This window comes from Streptomyces sp. NPDC096013, assembly GCF_044763565.1.
In the GTDB taxonomy this organism is placed as follows: Bacteria; Actinomycetota; Actinomycetes; order Streptomycetales; family Streptomycetaceae; genus Streptomyces.
The window spans coordinates 621,524-643,897 of sequence record NZ_JBIWGK010000001.1 but is presented as its reverse complement, the minus strand read 5'-3'; the positions used below and the strand labels follow the sequence as shown (position 1 = coordinate 643,897).

20 protein-coding genes, 1 tRNA gene and 1 pseudogene are annotated in these 22,374 nt (G+C 71.9%); 19 read left to right on the top strand and 3 right to left on the bottom strand.

All coding sequences use genetic code 11. The annotated features are described in order from the left end of the window. The first annotated feature begins 405 nt into the window (after nucleotides 1-405). The 5 genes from ACIRB1_RS02885 to ACIRB1_RS02865 all read left to right on the top strand — a co-directional run bounded on the left by ACIRB1_RS02885 (nucleotide 406) and on the right by ACIRB1_RS02865 (nucleotide 4,781). On the top strand, nucleotides 406-2,646 hold the full coding sequence (locus ACIRB1_RS02885; protein ID WP_403464344.1) for an ATP-binding protein: 2,241 nt from the start codon (nucleotides 406-408) through the stop codon (nucleotides 2,644-2,646). 83 nt (nucleotides 2,647-2,729) lie between these two features. After that, complete coding sequence (locus tag ACIRB1_RS02880; RefSeq protein ID WP_352181102.1) at nucleotides 2,730-3,176, top strand: roadblock/LC7 domain-containing protein; 447 nt, start codon at nucleotides 2,730-2,732, stop codon at nucleotides 3,174-3,176. A 2-nt stretch (nucleotides 3,177-3,178) separates the two neighbouring features. Continuing rightward, nucleotides 3,179-3,550 carry a DUF742 domain-containing protein gene (locus ACIRB1_RS02875; protein ID WP_033281763.1) on the top strand — a complete coding sequence of 124 codons (372 nt, stop codon included), beginning with the start codon at nucleotides 3,179-3,181 and terminating at the stop codon, nucleotides 3,548-3,550. Beyond that, nucleotides 3,528-4,145 carry an ATP/GTP-binding protein gene (locus ACIRB1_RS02870; protein WP_033281764.1) on the top strand — a complete coding sequence of 206 codons (618 nt, stop codon included), beginning with the start codon at nucleotides 3,528-3,530 and terminating at the stop codon, nucleotides 4,143-4,145. The genes ACIRB1_RS02875 and ACIRB1_RS02870 overlap by 23 nt, the downstream gene beginning before the upstream one ends. A gap of 60 nt (nucleotides 4,146-4,205) precedes the next feature. Then, nucleotides 4,206-4,781 carry a GAF domain-containing protein gene (locus tag ACIRB1_RS02865; RefSeq protein ID WP_403464343.1) on the top strand — a complete coding sequence of 192 codons (576 nt, stop codon included), beginning with the start codon at nucleotides 4,206-4,208 and terminating at the stop codon, nucleotides 4,779-4,781. 196 nt (nucleotides 4,782-4,977) lie between these two features. Here the strand turns inward: ACIRB1_RS02865 and ACIRB1_RS02860 are convergent, their stop codons facing one another. Next, entirely contained in the window at nucleotides 4,978-5,271 is a 294-nt protein-coding gene (locus tag ACIRB1_RS02860; protein ID WP_403464891.1) for a muconolactone Delta-isomerase family protein, read from the bottom strand. Between the two features lie 111 nt (nucleotides 5,272-5,382). On the opposite strand from ACIRB1_RS02860, the pseudogene ACIRB1_RS02855 reads away from it, so the two are divergent. The 8 genes and pseudogenes from ACIRB1_RS02855 to ACIRB1_RS02820 form a co-directional block, all read left to right on the top strand. Then, nucleotides 5,383-5,658: pseudogene (locus ACIRB1_RS02855) on the top strand (LysR family transcriptional regulator); the annotation flags it as partial. A gap of 180 nt (nucleotides 5,659-5,838) precedes the next feature. Beyond that, nucleotides 5,839-6,867 (top strand): L-threonine 3-dehydrogenase, encoded by a 1,029-nt coding sequence (tdh, locus tag ACIRB1_RS02850; protein ID WP_403464342.1) that lies wholly within the window; start codon nucleotides 5,839-5,841, stop codon nucleotides 6,865-6,867. 56 nt (nucleotides 6,868-6,923) lie between these two features. Beyond that, nucleotides 6,924-8,117, top strand: a complete 1,194-nt coding sequence (locus ACIRB1_RS02845) for a glycine C-acetyltransferase (RefSeq protein WP_403464341.1) — start codon at nucleotides 6,924-6,926, stop codon at nucleotides 8,115-8,117. Between the two features lie 174 nt (nucleotides 8,118-8,291). After that, the gene (locus ACIRB1_RS02840; protein WP_403464340.1) at nucleotides 8,292-9,194 is read left to right on the top strand and encodes a LysR family transcriptional regulator; all 903 of its coding nucleotides are present in this window, start codon (nucleotides 8,292-8,294) and stop codon (nucleotides 9,192-9,194) included. Between the two features lie 35 nt (nucleotides 9,195-9,229). Next, complete coding sequence (locus ACIRB1_RS02835) at nucleotides 9,230-9,823, top strand: helix-turn-helix domain-containing protein (RefSeq protein WP_403464339.1); 594 nt, start codon at nucleotides 9,230-9,232, stop codon at nucleotides 9,821-9,823. Nucleotides 9,824-9,825: 2 nt separating this feature from the next. Continuing rightward, on the top strand, nucleotides 9,826-10,386 hold the full coding sequence (locus ACIRB1_RS02830) for a GNAT family N-acetyltransferase (protein WP_403464890.1): 561 nt from the start codon (nucleotides 9,826-9,828) through the stop codon (nucleotides 10,384-10,386). 53 nt (nucleotides 10,387-10,439) lie between these two features. Continuing rightward, nucleotides 10,440-10,799, top strand: a complete 360-nt coding sequence (locus tag ACIRB1_RS02825; protein ID WP_403464338.1) for an MmcQ/YjbR family DNA-binding protein — start codon at nucleotides 10,440-10,442, stop codon at nucleotides 10,797-10,799. Between the two features lie 152 nt (nucleotides 10,800-10,951). Beyond that, on the top strand, nucleotides 10,952-12,349 hold the full coding sequence (locus tag ACIRB1_RS02820) for an MFS transporter (RefSeq protein ID WP_403464337.1): 1,398 nt from the start codon (nucleotides 10,952-10,954) through the stop codon (nucleotides 12,347-12,349). A 54-nt stretch (nucleotides 12,350-12,403) separates the two neighbouring features. Here ACIRB1_RS02820 and ACIRB1_RS02815 read toward each other — a convergent pair whose 3' ends face one another. Together ACIRB1_RS02815 and ACIRB1_RS02810 are read right to left on the bottom strand one after the other, a co-directional pair. After that, nucleotides 12,404-13,303, bottom strand: a complete 900-nt coding sequence (locus tag ACIRB1_RS02815; protein WP_403464336.1) for a transketolase family protein — start codon at nucleotides 13,301-13,303, stop codon at nucleotides 12,404-12,406. A 52-nt stretch (nucleotides 13,304-13,355) separates the two neighbouring features. Then, nucleotides 13,356-14,066, bottom strand: coding sequence for a transketolase (locus ACIRB1_RS02810; protein WP_403464335.1), 711 nt, complete (start codon nucleotides 14,064-14,066; stop codon nucleotides 13,356-13,358). A gap of 164 nt (nucleotides 14,067-14,230) precedes the next feature. Between ACIRB1_RS02810 and ACIRB1_RS02805 the strand changes: the two genes are divergently transcribed. The 6 genes from ACIRB1_RS02805 (at nucleotide 14,231) to ACIRB1_RS02780 (ending at nucleotide 22,373) form a co-directional block, all read left to right on the top strand. Next, nucleotides 14,231-14,304, top strand: a tRNA-Pro gene (locus ACIRB1_RS02805). A gap of 1,016 nt (nucleotides 14,305-15,320) precedes the next feature. Then, on the top strand, nucleotides 15,321-16,820 hold the full coding sequence (locus ACIRB1_RS02800) for a sugar transferase (RefSeq protein ID WP_403464889.1): 1,500 nt from the start codon (nucleotides 15,321-15,323) through the stop codon (nucleotides 16,818-16,820). Nucleotides 16,821-16,887: 67 nt separating this feature from the next. Beyond that, the gene (locus tag ACIRB1_RS02795) at nucleotides 16,888-18,204 is read left to right on the top strand and encodes a nucleotide sugar dehydrogenase (protein ID WP_403464333.1); all 1,317 of its coding nucleotides are present in this window, start codon (nucleotides 16,888-16,890) and stop codon (nucleotides 18,202-18,204) included. Beyond that, on the top strand, nucleotides 18,194-19,459 hold the full coding sequence (locus tag ACIRB1_RS02790; RefSeq protein ID WP_403464332.1) for a glycosyltransferase family 4 protein: 1,266 nt from the start codon (nucleotides 18,194-18,196) through the stop codon (nucleotides 19,457-19,459). Before ACIRB1_RS02795 ends, ACIRB1_RS02790 begins: the two co-directional genes overlap by 11 nt. Beyond that, nucleotides 19,456-20,826: a Wzz/FepE/Etk N-terminal domain-containing protein gene (locus ACIRB1_RS02785; RefSeq protein WP_403464331.1), complete on the top strand. Its 1,371-nt coding sequence runs from the start codon at nucleotides 19,456-19,458 to the stop codon at nucleotides 20,824-20,826. The genes ACIRB1_RS02790 and ACIRB1_RS02785 overlap by 4 nt, the downstream gene beginning before the upstream one ends. Continuing rightward, entirely contained in the window at nucleotides 20,823-22,373 is a 1,551-nt protein-coding gene (locus ACIRB1_RS02780) for a Wzz/FepE/Etk N-terminal domain-containing protein (RefSeq protein WP_403464330.1), read from the top strand. The genes ACIRB1_RS02785 and ACIRB1_RS02780 overlap by 4 nt, the downstream gene beginning before the upstream one ends. The last annotated feature ends 1 nt before the right edge of the window (nucleotide 22,374 follow it).

Below are 22,374 nucleotides of genomic sequence, written 5' to 3'. Positions count from 1 at the left end.
GGGTGCGGCTGAGGAAGGTCGAGTCCCCGGGAAACGCCCCCGCGATCCGGTCGCGAGGGCGCGGGAGGCGAACGTCGGGGGCTGGTGGGCATCACTGCTCACCGGCCCCCGACGTTTTTTCATGACCGGTTCCGATCAGGCGCGATCGATTCTTTGTCCTTCTTCGGCATGTCGTCGAGGGGGTTATCGGTCTGTCGTACGAGGCCTCATACCAGAGCGGGACGGTCCCCGGGGGAGTTTGTCAACTGCCCATCGCACCTGATGCGTTGGCGACTACTGTGAGTGTCCGTCGGGCGACGCGGGGCCGAATTCTTCGGCTCTCTCGACCGGCACGCCGATGGCGTATGCCCGAATCGCGCACCCCGCGCGAGCAACCGGCCCGACGCACCACGTACGAGGACGCCGATGTCTCAACTCCGTGCACCGGTCGCACGCGCAGACCGCCGTGAGGGCGGCCGGCACGGGCGACCGGCCGCCCGCCCCGTGCCCGCACTGCCCGATACGCACATACGCCCCCAACTCCTGCGCCTGGCCGTGCTGCCGCCCGTCGCGGTCGCGCTGAGCGCCAGCGCGGCCGTGCTGTTCACCGTCCGCTCCACCGGAGCGCGGACCAGCCTCACCCTCTGGGGCGTCCTCGCCGGAGCCACGTCGGTGACCTTCACCGGCATCCTGATCGCCGCCGTGGCCGCGGGCCGCGCCGCGAGTTCCGTCAGCGACCGCATCGGCGCCCTGCGCCGCAGCAGCGCGCGCGGCGAGGCCGACCTGCGCGACCTGGTCGAGGCGCTCCGCCGAGGGGAGGGCCCACCGCAGCGCAAGCCGCCCAGCAGGCCGCCCGGGGACGCCGACGACTTCGACCTTCTGGCCGCCGACCTGGCACACGCCCACGACGGCGCCGTCACCGCGGTCGTCGCGGCTGCCCAGCTCTCCAGCCAGGCGGGCAGCGAACAGAAGGTCGAGGTCTTCGTCAACCTCGCCCGGCGCCTCCAGTCCCTGGTGCACCGGGAGATCTCCATCCTCGACGAGCTGGAGAACGAGATCGAGGACCCCGACCTCCTCAAGGGCCTCTTCCACGTCGACCACCTCGCCACCCGCATCCGCCGCCACGCGGAGAACCTCGCCGTCCTCGGCGGCGCCGTCTCCCGCAGACAGTGGAGCAACCCGGTCTCCATGACCGAGGTGCTGCGCTCCGCCATCGCCGAGGTCGAGCAGTACTCCCGCGTCAAACTCGTGCCGCCGATCGACGGCACCCTGCGCGGCCACGCCGTCGCGGACGTGATCCACCTGCTGGCCGAACTCGTCGAGAACGCCACGGTGTTCTCCGCCCCGCACACGCAGGTGCTGCTCCGCGTCAACCTCGTCACCTCCGGCCTCGCCGTCGAGGTCGAGGACCGCGGCCTCGGCATGCCCGCCGGTGAACAGAGCCGTATGAACGCCCTGTTGACCGACCCCGACCAGGTCAACGTCGCCAGCCTCCTCGCCGACGGCCGCATCGGTCTGTTCGTCGTCTCCCAGCTCGCCCGCCGCCACGGCATCCACGTCCGACTCCAGACCAACATCTACGGCGGGACGCAGGCCGTACTCGTCGTCCCGCAGGCCCTGTTGGGTACGGCACGGGGCGCCCCCGGGGCCGCGGGACAGCCGCAGGACAGCCTGGGCGGGGGGCAGCAGCTCGTTCCGCCGCAGCAGGTTCCGCAGGGTGGGACCGACGGTGGTGGTCAGCACGTGGTCGGGCAGGGCGCACCGGGGCGGCACCAGCGTGAGGCCGGGTCGCCGGGACGCCATCAGCGGCGGGACTCCGTACCGCCCGCCGCACCCGCGCCGAACGGCGGCGGACCGGTGCCGCTGCCCGTGCGCGGCGCCCACGCGGAGCGCGCGAACCCCTTGGCGGCCGTGCCCGGAATCCGTGCCGACGACCGGCAGACCGTGGCGGAGAACGTGACCGCGGCGCCCGTCCCGCGCGGCGGAGCGGTGCGCGGCACCATGGGCAAGCCGCCCCAACTGCCGCGCCGCCGCGCCCAGGAGCACATCGCACCCCAGCTCCGCGACGGCCCGACACCCCGCCAGGACACCGAACACCCCGCAGGGCACGACCCGGGTCTGATGGCCGCGTTCCAGCGCGGGATCGGCCTCGCGGAGGCACAGCAGCACATGGAGGCGGCGGAGGCCGCGGAGGCGGCAGCCGGGGCGGTGCCGTCGGAGGGTGTCGAGGTGGCCGCATCGCACCTGGCGTCGGGCCACACGTCTTTCGACCACATGTCGTCGGACCACATGTCTTCCGACCACGTGCCGGCGGACCACACGTCGTCGCCCCACATGGAGTTCCCGCACACCAACGGGGCCGACACAACCGGCGGCGTCCACACCGGCGGTGTCTACCTGAACGCGCTCCACGCCGACCCCACGGCCCCGGACGCGCACACCGCCGTGGACCCGCCGCACCTGTCGGCCACCCACACGAGTTCCGGCTATCAGGACACGGCGCTCCACCGCTACACGGCTCACACAGCGGCACCGGACACCGGGACGGACCGCTTCACCCTCGCCCCTCACATGGAGGCGGCCCCCCTGTCCGAAGCGCACACCCATGTGCCCGGACCTGACCACGACCGCACCGCCCGGCACGACGGGAGCGCATCAGCCGGATGACCACGCAGGCCCCCACCCCCACGCCCAGCGTCACCCCCACCCGCGCTCCCGCAGACCTTCGGACCCCAAGGAGTCGATCCACCATGGCGAGCGATGCGCCGACCGGCCAGCCGACCGGCCATGTATCCGATCTCGACTGGCTGATGAGCGGCCTCGTGCAGCGCGTGCCGCACACCACCAGCGCGGTCCTGCTCTCCTGCGACGGGCTGGTGAAGTCGGTTCACGGGCTCGACCCCGACAGCGCCGACCACATGGCGGCCCTGGCCTCCGGGCTGTACTCCCTCGGCCGGAGTGCGGGCGTCCGCTTCGGTGACGGCGGAGACGTCCGGCAGGTCGTCGTCGAACTCGACTCGACGCTCCTCTTCGTCACCACCGCGGGATCGGGCACCTGCCTCGCCGTACTGGCCGGCCGCGAGGCCGACGCGGCCGTCCTCGGCTACGAGATGGCGATGCTGGTCAAGAGCGTCCGCCCCTATCTCGTGACCGCGCCCCGGCAGCATGCCGTCGATTCCCCTGCGATGAGGCGTTGAGCGTGGCGACGGCCGGCGACGGGCCTTGGTTGGACGACGCGGCCGGACGTCTTGTGCGCCCCTTCACGGTCAGCAACGGCCGCACCCGGCCCTCCGTCGCACTCGACCTCCTGTCGCAGGTGATGGCCACCGGAGCCACCCCCCTCGGCTACCTCGGACCCGAGCACGCACAGGCCCTCGACCTGTGCCGCGCGCCCGTCTCGGTCGCCGAGGTCGCCGCCCACCTGAAGCTGCCGGCCGCGGTCACCAAGGTGCTGCTGTCGGACCTCGTCGACTGCGGGGCGCTGACCACCAAGCCACCCGAGTTCCACCACAACCCCACTGACCGGTCTCTTCTGGAGGCAGTGCTCGATGGACTACGACGACAGCTCTGACTACGAGAGCGGCCACGATCCGTTTCCCACCGCGCTGAAGATCCTGGTGGCGGGCGGCTTCGGCGTCGGCAAGACGACCTTCGTCGGCGCGGTGAGCGAGATCGCGCCGCTCAGCACCGAGGAACTGCTCACCACGGTCAGTGCCGCGACCGACGATCTCGAAGGCATCGAGAACAAGGTCGAGACGACCGTGGCGATGGACTTCGGCCGGATCACCCTCGACCCGGAACACGTGCTCTACCTGTTCGGTACGCCCGGACAGGAGCGGTTCTGGTTCATGTGGGACGAGCTGTCCGAGGGCGCCCTCGGTGCGGTCATCCTCGCCGACACCCGCCGCCTGGAGGAGTGCTTCGCGGCCGTCGACTTCTTCGAACAGCGCGGCCTCGGCTTCATCGTCGCGATCAACGAGTTCGACGGCTCCTACCGCTACGACCCCGAGGAGGTGCGCGCCGCCATCGATCTCGACCCCGGCATCCCGGTCGTCCGCTGCGACGCGCGGATCTCCAGTTCGGGTGTCCAGACCCTGCTGACCCTCGTACGCCATCTCATCGCCCACGCCCCGGCCCATGCGCCCAGCCATGGTGCCCATATGTGATCCCCGCACACCGCCACGGAGGCCCTCCATGACATACGTCCACAGGGACGGAGTTCGCCCATGAGCTACGACCCGCCGCGTCCGGCCGGTCGTCTGCTGCTCACGCCCGAGGACAAGGAGGCTCCTCAACGGAGGCGCAGACTGCGCGGGTTGGGCCTCGGGGCGCACCCGGACCCGGCGCTCGACGCCTTCGCGGACCATCTCGCCGGCCTGACCGGGGCGCCGTACGCCATGGTCAACTTCATCGACGAGAACCGGCAGTTCTTCGCCGGCCTGCACACTCCGGGCGGGGTCGGACTGCCCCGGCCCGTGTCGGGAGGGGAGCATGCCAAGCCCGAGGTGGGGCGGCAGTTGGCGCGTGACTACGGGTTCTGCCCCCATGTGGTGGTCCGGCGCAAGGCATTGGTGCTGGAGGACGTCTGCGACTATCCGCGGTTCGCGGGCAACCCGGTCGTCGACGAGTTCGGCATCCGCTCCTATCTGGGGGCACCGCTCATCGACTCCACGGGGATGGCGCTGGGCACCGTGTGTGTCGTCGACACGGAACCGCGGCCGTGGGGGAAGCCGGGTCTGGAGACGATCAAGTCGACGGCGGCGGACCTGGTGGCCCGGCTCGAACTGCTCGGCGGGGGATAGGCGACCGGTCGCACGGTGGCGACGGGAGGGGACGCGAATCCTCGGCCGCGGTGGCGACGGCGCCCAACCGCTCTACCGGCTACGGCAGTTGTCCGAGAAGACGGAGGCCGGGCAGCCCGCCGTGCAGCAGGGTCGCGGGACCGCGCCGGAGCGCGATCCACGCCGTGGTGCTGAAGTCCCTCTCGGATAGGGCGAGTTACTCCGTGCGGCCGGGGTCGTTCGGGTGCGGTTCCAGCGGGGTGACGGCGAAGGCCATCCACGCGTGCAGGGGCAGGGTGCCGAGCACCTTCTCGCGGAGTTCCTCCTCGTCGGCGGCGCGCCAGATGCCGACGCTGCGCAGCTCGCCGACCGGGCGCCACAGCCGGGCCAGACGGCCGGTCGCGGCCAGTTCGCGGGCGCGGTCGGCCTCGGCGGCGCGGCGCCGGTCGACCTCCTCCTGAGGGGTGCCCTCGGGGATCGTGGTGGTGATCTCGACCAGGAACTCTCGCAGCATGATCTCGCTCCGTTCGGGCCTCCACGGCAGGGCGCCGGGTTTCCAGGCCTTCATCGTGACCCGTGACCGGCCCGCGCGCCACGACAGGCAGCATGCCGGACGTGGCGCGTGGGCCGGCTGAGGTACTTCGTCGCCGTCGCCGAGGAGCTGACCTTCGGCCGGGCCGCCGACTGCCTCCTGATCGCCGGTCCCTCCCTCTCCCAGCAGATCAAGGCCCTCGAACGCGAACTGGGCGTACGGCTCTGCGACCGCGACCGTCGCTCGATCGCCCTCACCCCGGCCGGCGCCGCCCTGCTCCCGCACACCCGCGCCCCGCTGGAGCGGGCCGACGACCTCAGGCGCCGCGCCGGGCGGCTCGCGGGCTCGGATGCGGTCCGGCTCGGAGAACGCCCCCTTCGTCACCGGCGCTGACCGCTGTGAAGGAAAGCTGCGGCACGGCTTAAGAAAACCTCGATGGACCGGGGCGCTCCGGTGGGGCAGATTGCTCACAGAATCCACCCCACACCCGGAACGGGCTCGTTCGGCGTGCCCGCGCCCGGGACCTCACCCTCAGGAGCCGTTGCGTTGAAGGCGCTGGTCAAGGAGAAGGCGGAGCCCGGGCTGTGGCTCGCGGACGTCCCGGAGCCCGCCGTCGGAACCGGCGACGTACTGATCAAGGTCCTGCGGACCGGGATCTGCGGCACCGACCTGCACATCCGGAACTGGGACGGCTGGGCGCGGCAGACGATCCGTACGCCGCTGGTGCTCGGCCACGAGTTCGTGGGCGAGGTCGTGGAGACGGGCCGGGACGTCGCCGACATCGCCGTCGGTGAACTGGTCAGCGGTGAGGGCCACTTGGTGTGCGGCAAGTGCCGCAACTGCCTCGCCGGGCGCCGCCACCTGTGCCGGGCCACGGTCGGGCTCGGCGTCGGCCGGGACGGGGCCTTCGCGGAGTACGTCGCGCTGCCCGCCGCCAACGTGTGGGTGCACCGCGTCCCCGTGGACCTCGACGTCGCCGCGATCTTCGACCCGTTCGGCAACGCCGTGCACACCGCGCTCTCCTTCCCGCTCGTCGGCGAGGACGTGCTGATCACCGGTGCGGGCCCGATCGGCCTGATGGCGGCGGCAGTCGCCCGGCACGCCGGTGCGCGGAACGTCGTGGTCACCGACGTGAGCGAGGAACGCCTCGCCCTCGCCCGCAAGATAGGCGTGAGCCTCGCCCTGAACGTGACGGATACTCAGATCGCCGACGGGCAGCGCGAGTTGGGGCTCCGCGAGGGCTTCGACATCGGCCTGGAGATGTCCGGCCGCCCCGAGGCGATGCGCGACATGATCGCCAACATGACGCACGGCGGCCGGATCGCCATGCTCGGCCTGCCCGCCGAGGAGTTCCCGGTCGACTGGTCCCGCGTCGTCACCTCGATGCTCACCATCAAGGGCATCTACGGCCGTGAGATGTTCGAGACGTGGTACGCCATGTCGGTCCTGCTGGAGGGCGGCCTCGACCTCGCGCCCGTGATCACCGGCCGGTACGGCCACCGTGACTTCGAGGCGGCGTTCGCGGACGCCGCGAGCGGCAAGGGCGGCAAGGTCATCCTGGACTGGACCGCGTAGATCCCCTCCGGGCCGCGTAACTCCCTTTCGGTGAAGGAACTTTAGGAGCTTCCCCCATGTTCGACTCCGTGCGCGACGACCTCCGCACCACCCTCGACGAGATCCGCGCCGCCGGGCTCCACAAGCCCGAACGCGTGATCGGCTCACCCCAGTCCGCGACCGTGCGCGTCACCGCGGGCGGCCGTCCCGGCGAGGTCCTCAACTTCTGCGCCAACAACTACCTCGGCCTCGCCGACCACCCCGACGTCGTCGCCGCCGCGCACGCGGCCCTCGACCGCTGGGGCTACGGCATGGCGTCCGTGCGCTTCATCTGCGGAACCCAGGAGGTGCACAAGGAACTCGAGGCCCGGCTGTCCGCGTTCCTCGGGCAGGAGGACACGATCCTCTACTCCTCCTGCTTCGACGCCAACGGCGGCGTGTTCGAAACCCTGCTGGGCCCGGAGGACGCGGTGATCTCCGACGCCCTCAACCACGCCTCGATCATCGACGGCATCCGCCTCTCCAAGGCCCGCCGGCTGCGTTACGCCAACCGTGACATGGCCGACCTGGAACAGCAGCTGAAGGAGGCGTCCGGCGCCCGGCGCAAGCTGATCGTCACCGACGGCGTCTTCTCCATGGACGGTTACGTCGCCCCGCTCCGCGACATCTGCGACCTCGCCGACCGCTACGACGCGATGGTCATGGTCGACGACTCGCACGCCGTGGGCTTCGTCGGCCCCGGCGGCCGGGGCACCCCCGAACTGCACGGCGTCATGGACCGCGTCGACATCATCACCGGCACACTCGGCAAGGCACTCGGCGGCGCCTCCGGCGGCTATGTCGCCGCCCGCGCGGAGATCGTCGCGCTGCTGCGCCAGCGCTCCCGGCCGTACCTCTTCTCGAACGCCCTCGCCCCGGTGATCGCCGCGGCCTCCCTCAAGGTGCTCGACCTGCTGGAGTCCGCGGACGACCTGCGCGTCCAACTCGCCGAGAACACCGCGCTGTTCCGCCGGAGGATGACCGAGGAGGGGTTCGACATCCTCCCCGGGGACCACGCCATCGCCCCCGTGATGATCGGCGACGCGGCGGTGGCCGGGCGGATGGCGGAGCTCCTGCTGGAGCGGGGCGTGTACGTGATCGGGTTCTCGTATCCGGTGGTGCCGCAGGGGGCGGCCCGTATCCGGGTCCAGCTGTCGGCGGCGCACTCCACGGAGGACGTGAACCGGGCGGTGGACGCGTTCGTCGCCGCGCGGGCCGAGCTGGCGGGGTGAGGTCGGGGGCTGTCCCCAGGTGAGGGGGCTGCTCGGTGAGAGGGGCAGCCCCGGAGGGCCGGGTCAGGCCCGACCGCCCCTGGGACCGGGCTCGCCCGCCCCTCCACCCCCAGGCACGCCCCCCTTCACCCCATGCGCGCCCCCGCCCTCGGACATATTGCGATAATCGGTCCCATGATCGAAGCGCGGCGGCTCCACATCCTCCGTGCGGTGGCCGACCACCGCACCGTGACGGCGGCGGCCGCCGCGTTGTACCTCACCCCTTCGGCGGTTTCGCAGCAGCTCGCCGCGCTGGAGCAGGAGACCGGGCACCGGCTGGTCGAGCGCGGCGCGAAGGGCGTACGGCTGACCCCGGCCGGTGAGATCCTGCTCAGCCACACCAATGTGGTCCTGGCCCAGCTGGAGCGGGCCGAGGCGGAGCTCGCCGCGTACAGCTCGGGCGCGGCCGGCACGGTCACCGTCGCCGCGTTCGCGACCGGCATCGCGGAGGTCGTGGCGCCCGCGGTGACCCGTCTCTCCCGGCTGGCCCCCGGAATCCGCCTCCGCGTCCAGGACGCCGAGGGCGACGCCAGCCTGCCGATGGTGCTGGACCGGCAGGTCGACGTCGCCGTCGCCGTCGAGTACCGCGGCGCCCCGCCCGCCGACGACCCGCGCCTGACGCATCTCCCGCTCTATGCCGAGCCGTTCGACGCCGTCGTCCCGGTCACCCACCGCCTCGCCGACGCCGACGAGGTCCCCCTCGCCGAACTGGCCAAGGACCCCTGGATCGGCCCGTACCCTGGCAATCCCTGCCATGAGGTGGTCGTCCTGGCCTGCGAGAACGCCGGGTTCCAGCCCCGCCTGGAACACTCCTCGGACGACTTCCGTGCCGTGGTCGCCCTCGCCTCGGCCGACGCGGGCGTGGCCCTCGTCCCCCGCTCGGCACTGCGCGGCACGGACCTGACCGGAGTCGTCGTCCGCCCCGTCGACGGCGTCGCCCCGACCCGCCGCGTCTTCGCCGCCGTACGCCGCGGCACGGAGGAGCACCCGCTGATCCGGCCGGTACTGGACGCGCTGGAGGAAGTGGCCCGGACGTAACCTCGTCGTCTCATATCCGGGATACCGTCCCGAATATGAAACCGGACGAGGCGAAGACCGCCGTGGAGACCGCGGACCCCATGGACGCCCGGCTCGGCGCCCGGCTGGCCGCTCTGCGGGCCGAACGCGGCTGGTCCCTGGGCGAGTTGGCGGAGCGCAGCGGGATCAGCCGTTCGACGCTGTCCCGCGCCGAACGCGCCGAGATCAGCCCCACCGCCTCCCTCCTCAACCGCCTCTGCGGCGTCTACGGCCGCACCATGTCCCACCTGCTCAGCGAGGTGGAGGCCGAACCCGCCCTGCTGGTCCGCGCCGCCGACCAACCGGTGTGGGAGGACCGCGCCTCCGGTTTCGTACGACGGTCCGTGTCGCCCCCGCACACCGGGCTGCGCGGCGAACTCGTCGAGGGACGGCTCCGCGCGGGCGCCGACATCGCCTACGACCGGCCACCCGTACCCGGCCTGGAACAGCACATCTGGGTCCTGGAGGGAGCCCTCGCGGTGACGGCGCAGGACGCCGAGCACGAACTGGGCGCCGGTGACTGCCTGCGGCTGCGGGTGTGGGGGCCGACCCGGTTCCGGTGCCCTGGGCCCGACGACGTGCGCTACGTACTGGCGGTGGTGCTGCCGTGAAGGTGACCGTGCGGCGCCTGGAAGCGCCCCAACTCCGGTCCGCCGCGGATGAGTTGGCGGACCTACTGACCGACACCGTGGCGGACGGCGCCTCGATCGGGTTCCTCGCGCCGCTCGCCCGTACGGCGGCCGTCGACTGGTGGCGGGAGCGCGCCGACGCGGTGGCCGCCGGACACCTCGCCGTCTGGGCCGCGCCGCGCGACGGCCGGATCATCGGCACGGTGAGTCTGGCCTTCCCGGGCAAGCCCAACAGCCGCCACCGCGCCGAACTCGTCAAGCTGATGGTGCACCGGGAGGCCAGGGGAGAGGGCCTGGGCCGCCGTCTCCTGACCGTCGCGGAGGACGCGGCCGTGGCCGCCGGCATCACCCTCCTCCACCTCGACACCGAGACCGACAGCCCCGCCGAACACCTGTACCGCTCCACGGGCTGGACCCGGGCCGGTGTGATCCCGGACTACGCGGCGAGCCCGGACGGGGTGCTGCGCCCGACGACGCTCTACTACAAGCGGGTGGGCACGGGCGTGGACGGGCGGCTTGGTGCGACGGACGGTCCCCGCCGGTGAGAGCAGCCACGCTCACCAGGTGATTGTCAGTGGCAGCCGCTATCTTGCGACGCATGCCGGATGCCGAAGACGTACGCCGTATCGCCCTCTCCCTCCCGGACACGACGGAGAAGATCGCCTGGAACATGCCCACCTTTCGGGTCGCCGGGAAGATGTTCGTCACGCTGCCCGAGGAGGAGACCTCCATCGCGGTGCGCTGCCCCAAGGAGGAGCGCGACGAACTGGTCCTGGCGGAGCCGAAGAAGTTCTGGGTCGCCGATCACGAGGCGGCTTTCGCCTGGGTGCGGGCGTACCTCGCCGGGCTGGACAGCGAGGAGGAACTCCGTGACATCCTCGCCGACTCCTGGCGCCAGGCGGCCACGCCCCGACTCCTGGAGGCCTACCCCGAGTTGGGTCTGCCGTCCGGCGAGTGAAATTACCTCGGGCGTTGTCAGTGGCGCGTGGCATCATCCGACAGCGGGAGTGGGAGCCGGGACGGAGGGGGATCCGGCTCCCGCCCAGAGGGAGTTCATGAACACCGGCGGGGCGCCGCGGGGGCGGCGGTCGGGGGAGGGGGCGGTGCGAGATGACGGGGACGTCGTCGAGTCCGGCAGGCGAGGGGCCGGTGCCGGGCGGGGCGGTCGGCGGAGGCGATGACATCGTTGCCGATGCGGTCACCCAGTTGGTGAGGAAGGGTGACGAGCGTCGCGAACGGCCCGTCTGGTCACGGGACTTCGCCCTCTTCTTCGTGGCCCGCGCCGTCGCCCGGCTCGGCGACACCATGCTCCCCGTGGCCCTCGCGGCCGGCCTGCTGGAACACGGGTACGGCGCGGGCGCGGTCGGCCTCGCCATGGCCTCGACGGCCGCCGCCTTCGCGGGACTCGTGGTCTTCGGCGGGGTGATCGCGGACCGCTTCAGCACCCGCAAGCTGATGATTGGCGCCGACCTGGTGCGCCTCGGCACCCAGTCCCTCGCCGCCGCACTCTTCTTCACCGGCCATGTGGTCCTGTGGGAGATCTGCGTGATCGGCTTCGTGAACGGCGTGGCGGGCGCGGTCTTCCAGCCCGGCGTGGCGAGCACGGTGCCGAGACTCGCCTCCGACATCCAGGGCGCGAACGGCGCGATACGCATCGCCGAGTCCGCCGCCCAGCTCGCGGGTCCGGCCGTGGCGGGCCTCCTCGTCGGCTTCACCTCGCCCGGTGGCGTGTTCGCGGCCCACGCCGCCACCTACGCGGTCAGCGCCCTGTGCCTCGTGCTGCTCAGGCTGCCCCCGCTCGCACCGGGCAGCCGCGAACCCGGGCACGGCTCGGGCGCCTTCAAGGCCGATCTGGTCGAGGGGTGGCGGGAGTTCAGATCCCGCACCTGGCTCTGGGGAGTCATCGCCGTGTGGTGCCTCTACATGATCGCCGTCTGGGGCCCGACCGTCCCGCTCGTCGCCACCCAGGTCGTCCAACAGCACGGCCCGCGCGCCTACGGCCTGATCAACTCCGCCCTGGGCGCGGGCACCGTCGTGGGCGGCCTCCTCGCCCTGCGGCTGCGCCCGCGCCGGATGCTCCGCGCCGGGGCGATCGCCCTGTTCGCCTTCGCCGGTTTCCCGGCGACGGTCGGGGCGGGGCTCGGCGTGTCCGCGATGGCGGCCGGAGCGGCCGTCGCCGGGGTGGGCATGTCCTTCTGGGGCGTGATGTGGGCGACGAGCGTCCAGACCCAGGTCCCACCGGACGTCCTCAACCGCATCCACGCCTACGACGTCGCGGGCTCCCTCGCGATGATGCCGGTAGGCCAGGCCCTGGCGGGCCCCGCCGCCACGGCCCTCGGCACCGACCACGTGCTCCTGGCCGCGGGCGCGATGAGCCTCGTGGTGCCGACCACCCTGCTCCTGATACCTGCCGTACGCGGACTGATACGCGCCGACGCGATCACGGCCGGCCCGGGAGCCCTCAGCACCGCGGCGTCGCGTGAACGGGCCTGCCCGCAGGAGAGGTGACGGCGACCACGGGTGCCGGCGCGGGCGTGCCCGTACGCCGGGCACAGGCCCTGGTCATCCGCCCAGAAAGCCCCCGATCCGTTCGCGCAGCGCCCGCGGGTCGAGGCCGTGGGCGGTCAGGTGCTCGGTGATGGTGCCGTAGCGGCGGAGTTCCGCGCGCCCGACGCCCAGGCCGAGGACGCGGTGGGGCACGTCGGCGAGCGCGTCGTTGGCGGCCGTCGTCGAGGTGCCCGCGAGGTACGGCTCGACCAGGACGACATCCGTGCCGGCGGCCAGGGTGGCGGCACGCAACGCGTCCGTGTCGAAGGGCCGTACGGTCGTGGCGTACAGGACGGTGACGTCGAGGCCCTCCGTCGCGGCGAGGACGTTGTCGAGCATCGGTCCCACGGCGACGACCACGCCGGAGCGGCCTTCGCGGACGGTGTGGAAGCGGGCGCCGTCGACCGGGCGGGCCTCCGCGTTCGACTGGACGGAGAGCCGGACGTAGACCTTGTCGTCGCCTGCCGCGACCGCGTGCCGGAGCAGGGTCTCGGCCTCGTCCGGGTGGCCCGGGACATGCACGGTCCAGCCGTCCAGGGTGTCGAGGAGGGCCACGTCGCCCGGTGCCATGTGTGTGAATCCGCCGGCGGGCCAGTCGAAGGAGGCCGCCGCGCTCACGAGGACCGCGCCGACGTCCTGGTGCCCGAGGTCCAGCTTGACCTGCTCGAAGGGCCGCTCGACGAGGAAGCTGGCGAAGGTGTGCACGATCGGGCGCATCCCGGTCAGGGCGAGGCCCGCGCCCGCCCCGACGAGGAGTTGCTCGCGGATGCCGACGTTGATCACCCGCTCCGGATGCCGGAGTCGAGCGTCCGCGAAGCCGTCCCTGCCGATCTCGGCGAGCACGACCGCGACCCGCGGATCGTCGTCGAGCAGCCGGGAGACGACCGGGGCGAACCGGTCACGCATGGTGTCCATGGAGAGCCTTTCTCGATGTGCCGGTGGGGGAGGGGAGGGCGGGACGGGACGGTCAGGCGGACTTCGGTTCGACCCGGGCCACGACCACATGGGGCCGACCGGGGTGCGGCGCGGTGAAGGCGGCGTACAGCGCCTCGTGGTCACGGCCGTCGACCGTCACCGCGGACCAGCCCGCGGCCTCGAAGCGGGCGGCGATGCCACCGGGGCGGGCATGGCTGGCGGAGGAGTTGTCGACGACGACGGTGTGCAGCCGGTCCAGTCCGGCGGGGCCGGCGAAGGCGATGGCCTCGTGGTTGCTGCCCTCGTCCAGCTCGGCGTCCCCGACCAGCACCCAGACCCGCGGTTCGGTGCGCCCCTGGGCCCGCAGCCCCAGCGCCGTCCCCACGGCGATCGGCAGCCCGTGCCCCAGCGACCCGCTGCCGATCTCGGCGCCGGGCACCAGCACCCGGTCGGGGTGGTGGCCGAGCGGCGAGTCGTAGGAACCGAAGTCCGGGAGCCACTCCGCCGGTACGAATCCCTTGGCGGTCAGCACGGCGTAGTACGCCATCGGCCCGTGCCCCTTGGACAGCAGGAACCGGTCCCGCTCGGGGTCGTCCATCCGCTCCGGGGAGACCCGTAGCACCCGGTCGTAGAGCACCCACAGCACGTCGAGTGTCGAGGTCGCCGCGGGGCCGTGTTTCTCGTCGCCGGTCATCAGCCCCATGAGGCGGGGCAGGTCGCCGTAGGTGTGCAGGCTGCTGTGTTCCGTGGTGGTGGTCGTCATGCGGACGATCGTGCAACCTCAACCAAACTTCAGGTCAAGCGGCGGGTTCGGAGTCGGACGGAAGGCGATCCCCCCCCGGATAAAGGCGTGCGCGATCACCGACGGGAGTGCGGTATTGTTTCCATGCGCGTTCAACCAGGGGAAACCCCAGGTCAGACGGGTATCGGGACGTGGCGCAGCTTGGTAGCGCACTTGACTGGGGGTCAAGGGGTCGCAGGTTCAAATCCTGTCGTCCCGACTTTAGAAGTCGCAGGTCAGAGGCCGTTTTCTCAGCGATGGGAAGGCGGTCTTTGTCGTGCCCGAGCGGCTTGGTGCGCGGGCTTCGGCGCGATCTTGCCGCGCTCCCCGTACCGGCGAGGGCCGGCGACCGGCCGTCGTATCCGCCACGGCGCTCGCGCAGGGCGATCCGATCGGCCCTCGCGGCATTGTCGCGCGCCTGTCCTGCCTTCTTCGGTGGGGTCTGACGGCTCGTGAGGAGTACGCCCCATGGGTACGTGAATCGGCCGGTTGGGCGCCCGGCGCGGCCGGTGGGCGGTTCGCGTGGGCTCCGGTGGCGGGCTGGACGGCGTGGACGATCTAGGAGTCGACGGCGACGACCCGGTCGCGGTCGGCGTCGGCGTCTGCCTGCGCAAACGGAGCGGTGAATGCCGGTACCGGGTGCCGTTGATCGGTGCCGGGACGCCTCGCGCCGCCGGTGCCGTCGGTCCGGAGGAGTGCCGCCGTCGGTGGGCGCAAGGGACGTTTTCCGTCACCAAGGCACCCGTGGGCGTTCGGCGATCCACGGACACACCTCTCAAAATCTTGAGCACAAAATCCACACAGACCTCTCTTCAGGCGCCCCCAGATGGTCTAGATTGACCGTGCTTTCGCATGGTGGGACACCGAGCCACAAAAGATGATCTATGGGTCGGGCGTTGTGGACGGCCAGTAGCCGCGTCTCCCGCGCCGGACGTGGGGGGATCAATTCTTGGAGTTCGAGAGGGACTTGGGGCACGGGGAGCATCCGAGGTTTCGGAGGGTCCTCGCGTACGTCACGAGCCCGGCGGGACCTGAGGGTCCGCGATCGCCAGGGTCGTCGACGTAACTCTGGGACAAGCGGAATGCCACACGCCGGGGGCGGTGGCTTTCCGAGGGGGAACAGTGCGGCGGGGGCCTCTCGAGGGGGAGGCACAGTGCGGAGGGCGGGGACCCTCCGCAGGGGGCGAAACAGTGTGAGGCGGCGACGCCGGACCACTGGGGACCTTGGGGGGTTCTGTGCGGCAGGGGGGAATAGTCGGCCCTTTTCCGTCGGCGCGTGGGCGTCTGACGGACGGGGCGATCAGTCAGCCCGCGACCGATTGGGAGCAGCGGTACCGGCGTACCGTCATCTTCAGCGACACCGTGGCCACCGCCTTCGTGGTGGCCGGGATCGGCGACTTCTTCGGGGCGAGGGACGCGGCCAACTGGCATGAGAAGTGGGGGATTCTCGCCTTCGGCACCCAGCTGCTGGTGCTGGGCGCGCTGGCGGTGAGCCGCTCGTGGTCTCCGGCCGTACTCGGCCAGGGCGCCGAGGAATTCCGCCGGTTGGGACGTTCACTGTTCACGGCGACCGTCGTCCTGGCGCTCGGCGGGATCGCTCTGACCTCGCGCAACATCAAGCTCTGGATCTTCGTCGCGATCCCGGCGATCGCGCTCGTCACGATGACGGAGCGGTATGTGCTCCGGCTCTGGCTGCACAGACAGCGCTACGACGGACGCTGCCTGAGACCGGTGCTCGCCGCCGGGAGCCCGGCAACCGTGCGCGATCTGATCAACCGGACCCGCAAGTTCCCGCACCTCGGCTGGCGGGTGGAGGCCGTGTGCACGACGGACGGCCGCGGCGTCGACGGAGACCAAGGCGGCCTCGACGGCGACCAGTTGGACGGCGTACCGGTCATAGGGATGCTGGAGGACGTCGCCAAGCACGTCCGCCACGACGGCTACCGGGTCGTAGCCGTCACACCGGACCCGTACTGGTCACCGGACCGGCTCCAGCGGCTGGCCTGGAACCTCGAAGGCAGCGACGCCGAGATGGTCGTGGCCCCCGTGCTGATGGAGGTGGCCGGCCCGCGCCTGCACGTCGACGCGGTGCTCGGGATTCCGCTGCTGCGGGTCAGCATGCCGACCTTCAGCGGGGGCCGCCGGGCGATCAAAGGGGTCGTCGACCGAGTGGGCGCAACGATTCTGCTGGTGGTGTTCGCGCCGCTGATGCTCCTCGTCGGGCTGCTCGTGCTGATGGACAGCCGCGGCGGGGTCCTCTACCGCCAGCGCAGAGTCGGCAAGGACGGCCGCGAGTTCAGCATCCTCAAGTTCCGCACCATGGTCGCCGGGGCCCACGGGGCACGGGCGTCCCTGGCCGACCGGAACGAGGGCGCGGGCCTGCTGTTCAAGCTCCGCCGTGATCCGCGGGTGACCCGGGTGGGAGCGGTGCTGCGCCGGTACTCGCTCGACGAGCTCCCACAGCTCTTCAACGTGGTCACCGGATCCATGTCGCTCGTCGGACCCCGGCCCCCGCTGCCGGAGGAGTCCGCCGCGTACGACCCGGACATCCGAAGACGGCTGCTGGTCAAGCCCGGGCTCACCGGCCTGTGGCAGATCAGCGGACGCAGCGACCTGCCGTGGGAAGAGGCGGTCCGCCTCGACCTGCGCTACGTCGAGGACTGGTCGCTGGCCCTGGACACGGTGATCTTGTGGAAGACACTCCGCGCCGTGATCCACGGGCAGGGGGCCTACTGATGCGCGGGGGTCGTCCGACCGACGCGCGGACCGCAGGCCGCAGGGCCTGCCTGGGGGGAGAGCGGTCATGAGAGTCAGCGTCTTCGGGCTCGGCTACGTGGGCTGTGTGTCGGCCGCGTGCCTGGCCAGCATGGGCCACGAGGTCATCGGGGTGGACGTCAACCAGGTGAAGGTCGACCTGGTCAACGACGGCAAGGCACCCGTGGTGGAGGAACGTATCGGCGAACTCATCGCCGAGGTCGTACGGACCGGCGCGCTGCGCGCCACCCGGGACGTGCGCGAGGCGATCGCGGACAGCGAGGTGTCGCTGATCTGCGTGGGCACCCCGTCGGAGCCCAACGGCAGCCTCTGCACCACTTTCCTGGAACGGGTCACCGAGGAGATCGGCGCCGCACTCGCCGAGCGGGGCGGCCGGCAGACCGTCGTGTTCCGCAGCACCATGCTCCCCGGCACCTGCCTGAACCTGCTGGTGCCGATCCTGGAAAAGCACCTCGGCGGCACCGCCGGCGTGGACATCGGGGTCGCGGTCAACCCGGAGTTCCTGCGCGAGGGCACCAGCGTCAAGGACTTCTTCGACCCGCCGAAGACCGTCATCGGCGAACTCGACCCGGCCAGCGGCGACGCGGTGGCCGCGCTCTACGACGGCCTGCCCGGCGAGGTGTTCCGGGTGCCGATCCCGACCGCCGAGGCCATCAAGTACGCCGACAACGCCTTCCATGGCCTCAAGATCGGCTTCGCCAACGAACTCGGCGCCGTCTGCCAGGCCCTCGGCGTGGACTCGCACCAGGTGATGGACGTGTTCCTGGCCGACCGCAAGCTGAACATCAGCCCCGCCTATCTGCGCCCCGGCTTCGCCTTCGGCGGCTCCTGCCTGCCCAAGGACCTGCGCAGCCTGGTCCACGCGGCACAGCGGGCCGACGTCTCCATCCCCATCCTCTCGCACGTGCTGGCCTCCAACTCCGACCACCTCCAGCGGGCGGTGGACCTGGTCGAGCGCACCGGCAAACGCAGGGTGGGCTTGTTCGGGCTGTCCTTCAAACCGGGCACCGACGACCTCAGGGAGAGCCCGCTCGTCGAACTGGCGGAGCGACTCTTCGGCAAGGGCTACGACCTCAGGATCTACGACGCCAACGTGAGCCTCTCCCGGTTGCTCGGCGCGAACCGCGAGTACATCGAGAGCCGGCTCCCGCATCTCGCGCAGCTGCTCGCCGACTCCGTCGACGAGGTGCTGGAGCACGCCGAGGTGTGCCTGGTCGGGACCGGAGATCCGGCCGTGCTGTCGGCGCTGCCCCGCACGGGCGGACCGGCGATCGTCGACCTCATCCACCTTCCCGACGCCGACGCGCGCCGGACCGAGCCGGGGTACATGGGCCTTGCCTGGTAACGCGAACAGCGGCGACGGGACGGGCCGACGCGCGCTGATCCTGGTGGAGAACCTTTCGGTGCCGTTCGACCGGAGGGTGTGGCAGGAGTGCACCACCCTGCGCGACGCGGGCTGGGAGGTGCACGTCATCTGCCCCCGCGGGGAGAAGCGGGACACGGAGGCGGAGGCAGTCATTGACGGCGTGCGGATCCACCGCTACCCGTTGCGCGCGGCCACCGGAGGACCGGCCGGCTATCTGCGGGAGTACGGATCGGCGCTGTGGCACACGGTCCGGCTGGCCCGCAAGGTCGGCCCGGTCGACGTGGTCCACGCCTGCAACCCGCCCGACCTGCTGTTCCTGCCCGCCCTGTGGATGAAACGGCGGGGCGCGCGCTTCATATTCGACCAGCACGACCTGGTGCCCGAGCTGTACCTCTCCCGGTTCGACCGCGGCGAGGACCTGCTCTACCGCGCCGTGTGCGCGCTGGAGCGGCGCACCTACCGGGCCGCGGACATCGTGCTCGCCACGAACGAGAGCTACAAGGACGTCGCGCTGCGCCGCGGCGGCAAGCGGCCGGAGGACGTCTTCGTGGTGCGCAGCGCGCCCGCGACCGACCGCTTCCAACCCGTGCCGCCGGAGCCGGAGTTGAAGCGCGGCAAGCCCCATCTGCTGTGCTACCTCGGCGTCATGGGCCCCCAGGACGGCGTCGACTACGCCCTGCGGGCCCTGGCGAAACTCCGCGACGAGCTCGGGCGGACCGACTGGCACGCGGTCTTCGTCGGCGCGGGCGACGCCTTCGACGCGATGGTCGAACTGTCCCGGCAGCTCGGTCTGACCGAGCAGGTGCAGTTCACCGGGCGCATCCCGGACGCCGACCTGGTGCGCTACCTGTGCACCGCGGACGTCTGCCTTTCCCCCGACCCGTGCAATCCGCTCAACGACGTGTCGACCATGAACAAGGTCCTGGAGTACATGGCGATGGGGCGGCCGGTCGTCTCCTTCGACCTCCGGGAGGCGCGCGTCTCCGCCGGTGACGCCGCCGTCTACGCGCCCGACGACGACGAGGCCCAGTTCGCCAAGCTCGTCGCGCTGCTCCTCGACGATCCCGGGAAACGGGCCCGGATGGGGAAGACCGGCCAGGAGCGGATCAGCGGACCGCTGTCCTGGGAGAACTCGCAAGCGTCACTGCTCGCCGCCTATGCCGCCGCCTGCCGGGACCGAGCCCCGGTGTCCGCGCGTGGGCCGGTCCGTACGGGGAAGAGGCCGCACCATTGAATGACGACACGATCCGCCTGGTCACGATCGGACGGATTCTCCGTCGGCGCTGGCGGCTGCTGGCCGTCCTCGCCGTAGTGGGCGCGCTCTTCGGCTACGGCACCTCGGTGCTGCTGCTTCCGCCGCGCTACACGGCAGAGGCATCGGTCCTGCTGCCGGGCCAGTGGGAAGAGCGTGAACTCCTGACCCAGGTGGACATCGCCACCAGTTCGGCGGTGGCCGACCGGGCCGCCGCCGCGCTCCACTGGAAAGGCGTGAACGGCACAGAGCTGCAAAAAGACGTGAGCGCCAAGGCGGACGACGGGAACATCATCAAGGTCTCCGGCACGGCCGACACCCCCGAGCGCGCACAGCGGCTCTCCGACCAGCTGGCCCAGCAGTTCGTCACCTTCGCCACCCGCATCGCGGGCGGCGACACCGACCCCGCGGCGGACACGGCGACGGAGGCGCTGCGCAAGCAGGTGGCCGAGACCAACCGCCGTATCACCGAGCTGGCCGGCTCGGCGGGTCCGGGGCAGACCGTGGAGAGCGTGCAGGCCCGCACCGAGCTCGAAGGCCTGCGCACCGGACTCCAGGAAGCCATGAAGAAGCTGGAGGAGGCCAACCCGGCCACCGCCAAGGCCAGCATGGTCGTCATGGGACCGGCCCCCCGGCCGACCGGCGCGGCCGCTCCCACGAGGACGCAGCTCATCGGCGCCGGAGCACTGCTGTTCCTCCTGCTCGGCGTCGTCGGCCATCTCGCCGCCGCCCGGGTGAGCCGCCGGCTGCGCACCGAACCGGAGATAGCCGCCGCGCTCGGCTCGCCGTTCCTCGGCACCGTCGACGTGCCCGGCGAACGGCACGGGCACCGGCCCGAGAGCCACGGCGCACGGGCCGGGCTCCGCCGCCTGCTCGGCATCGACACCCGGTGGGACCTCCCGGCCCCGCCGCGCTCCGCCGACGAGGCCGGGCGGCGCATCCGCTACCGGCGGGTGTGTGCTCGCCTCCGGGGTCAACTGCCCTCTCCCCGGCGGCTGTTGGTCGTCGTACCGGAAGGTGACGAGGTGGCCCGGCTGGCCGCGGGACAGCTCGTCGCCGAGGCCGCGGGTGACCCCCGGCTGCGGGTCGTGGAGGTCTCGGTGGACCGGCCGATCGTGCCGGACCGCGAGACCGAGTCCGGCGCGCTCGCCGTCCTCAGCGCGGGGAGCTGGACCGCCGTCGAACTCGCCGGCATCGCCGAGGCGTGCGCGGACGGCGGCCACGAACTCGTCGGCGTCGTCGTCGCCGGCACGGTCCGCACCGGACCGACGGAAACCGCCGACCGACTTTCCGACGACGCCACTTTGACGTTCGCGGTCCATGGCCACGCGACAGGAGATCCAGCGTGACGACGAGCACGACTTCGGAGTCGTCGGCTGCCACCCCGCTCCTCGACCTCCAGGCACTGGTGGTTGCGGTGCGCAGACGCCGCCGTCTGTGGGGCCTCATGGCGCTCCTCGGGATGCTGGCCGGCGCGGCCGTGGCGGTCCTGATGCCGCCGGCCCCGGCCGCTGTGGCCAAGGTGCTGGTCGCGCACCAGGAGGACCAGCCGAACGACACCGGGACGCTGATCCGCACCGACGCCCAGCTGCTGGCGACCTCGCGGATCGCCGGCCAGGCCCTGAAGATCCTCAAGTCCCCGGAGAAACCGGAGGACTTCATGAAGGACTACCGGGGCACCGGACTGACCAACAACGTCCTCCAGATCGATGTGACGGGCAAGACCGACGCGGAGGCGGTGGCCCGGGCGAAGGCGCTGGCCGAGGCGTTCGTCGCGGACCACGCCAAGCGCATCCAGGCCATCGCCGATGCCAACGCCCAGGGCCTGATCGACCAGCGCGACCGCATGGAGACGGAGCTCGCCGACGTCAACAAGACGATCGGCGGCCGGTCGCCCGACTCCGACCCCAAGGACGCGGCGAACCTGGAGTCGCTCTTCGCCCGGCGGGCCGAACTCACCTCGCAGATCTCCGACTTCGGCCAGCGCGCCGAGGAGGCACGCGTCGGCGCACCTCAGCTCGTCGCCGGCACGCAGATCGTGGACGCCCCGCGCGCGGTGGAGCACTCCCTGCCCAAGGCCCTCGTCACCGACGCCGTGGTCGGACTCGTCCTCGGGCTCTTCCTCGGGCTCGCGCTGGCCGCCGTCGGCGTGGTCGTCGCGGACCGGCCCGTGCTGCGCCGGGACATCGCGGCGAACCTCGGCGCCTCGGTCATCGCCGAACTGCCCCGCCGCTCCGGCAGGTTGTGGCAGCGCCGGCGGACCCGGGTGGCCCGCGAACGCCTCACCACCACCCTGGTCCGCACCGCGCGCGGCGCGCCGGAACCGCTGTCGCTGCTGGAACTCGGCTGCGCGCGCAGCACGGCCGTGATCGCCCTCGGTCTCGCCCGGGCACTGGGCGAGGACGGGCCGGTGACCGTCGTCGACGGCCTCCCCGGCACCCAGCTCTCCGGCCACCGGCCGAAACCGGGAGACCCCACCGTGGTCGGCGGCGAGCACGCGGCGACCGTGTCCCCGCAGGACCAGCGGATCGGCGTCGGCTCGGTGGCGCCCGGTACCGCGTGGACGGACCTCCAGTACCTCGGCACCCGCACCGTGCTCGTCGTACGTGCCGGACACGGCAGCGCCTCCTGGCTGCACACCGTGGCCCGGCAGCTCGCGGACCAGGGCATCCCGGTCGTCGGAGTGGTGCTGATCGCCCCCGACCCGCGCGACCGGACCGACGGCACGCTGTGGGACGGGCTGGCCAACGCGCTGCGCGGCCGGACCGAGCGGCCGAGCTGGCAGAACGCCGGGGGTGCCGCCCACGCCGTGCAGACAGGGGAGGGCCGGCGGCTCACCGAACGGCAGCCGATACGGACCGCACGGGTCCCCGACAACGACCAGGAGGTGAGGTAGG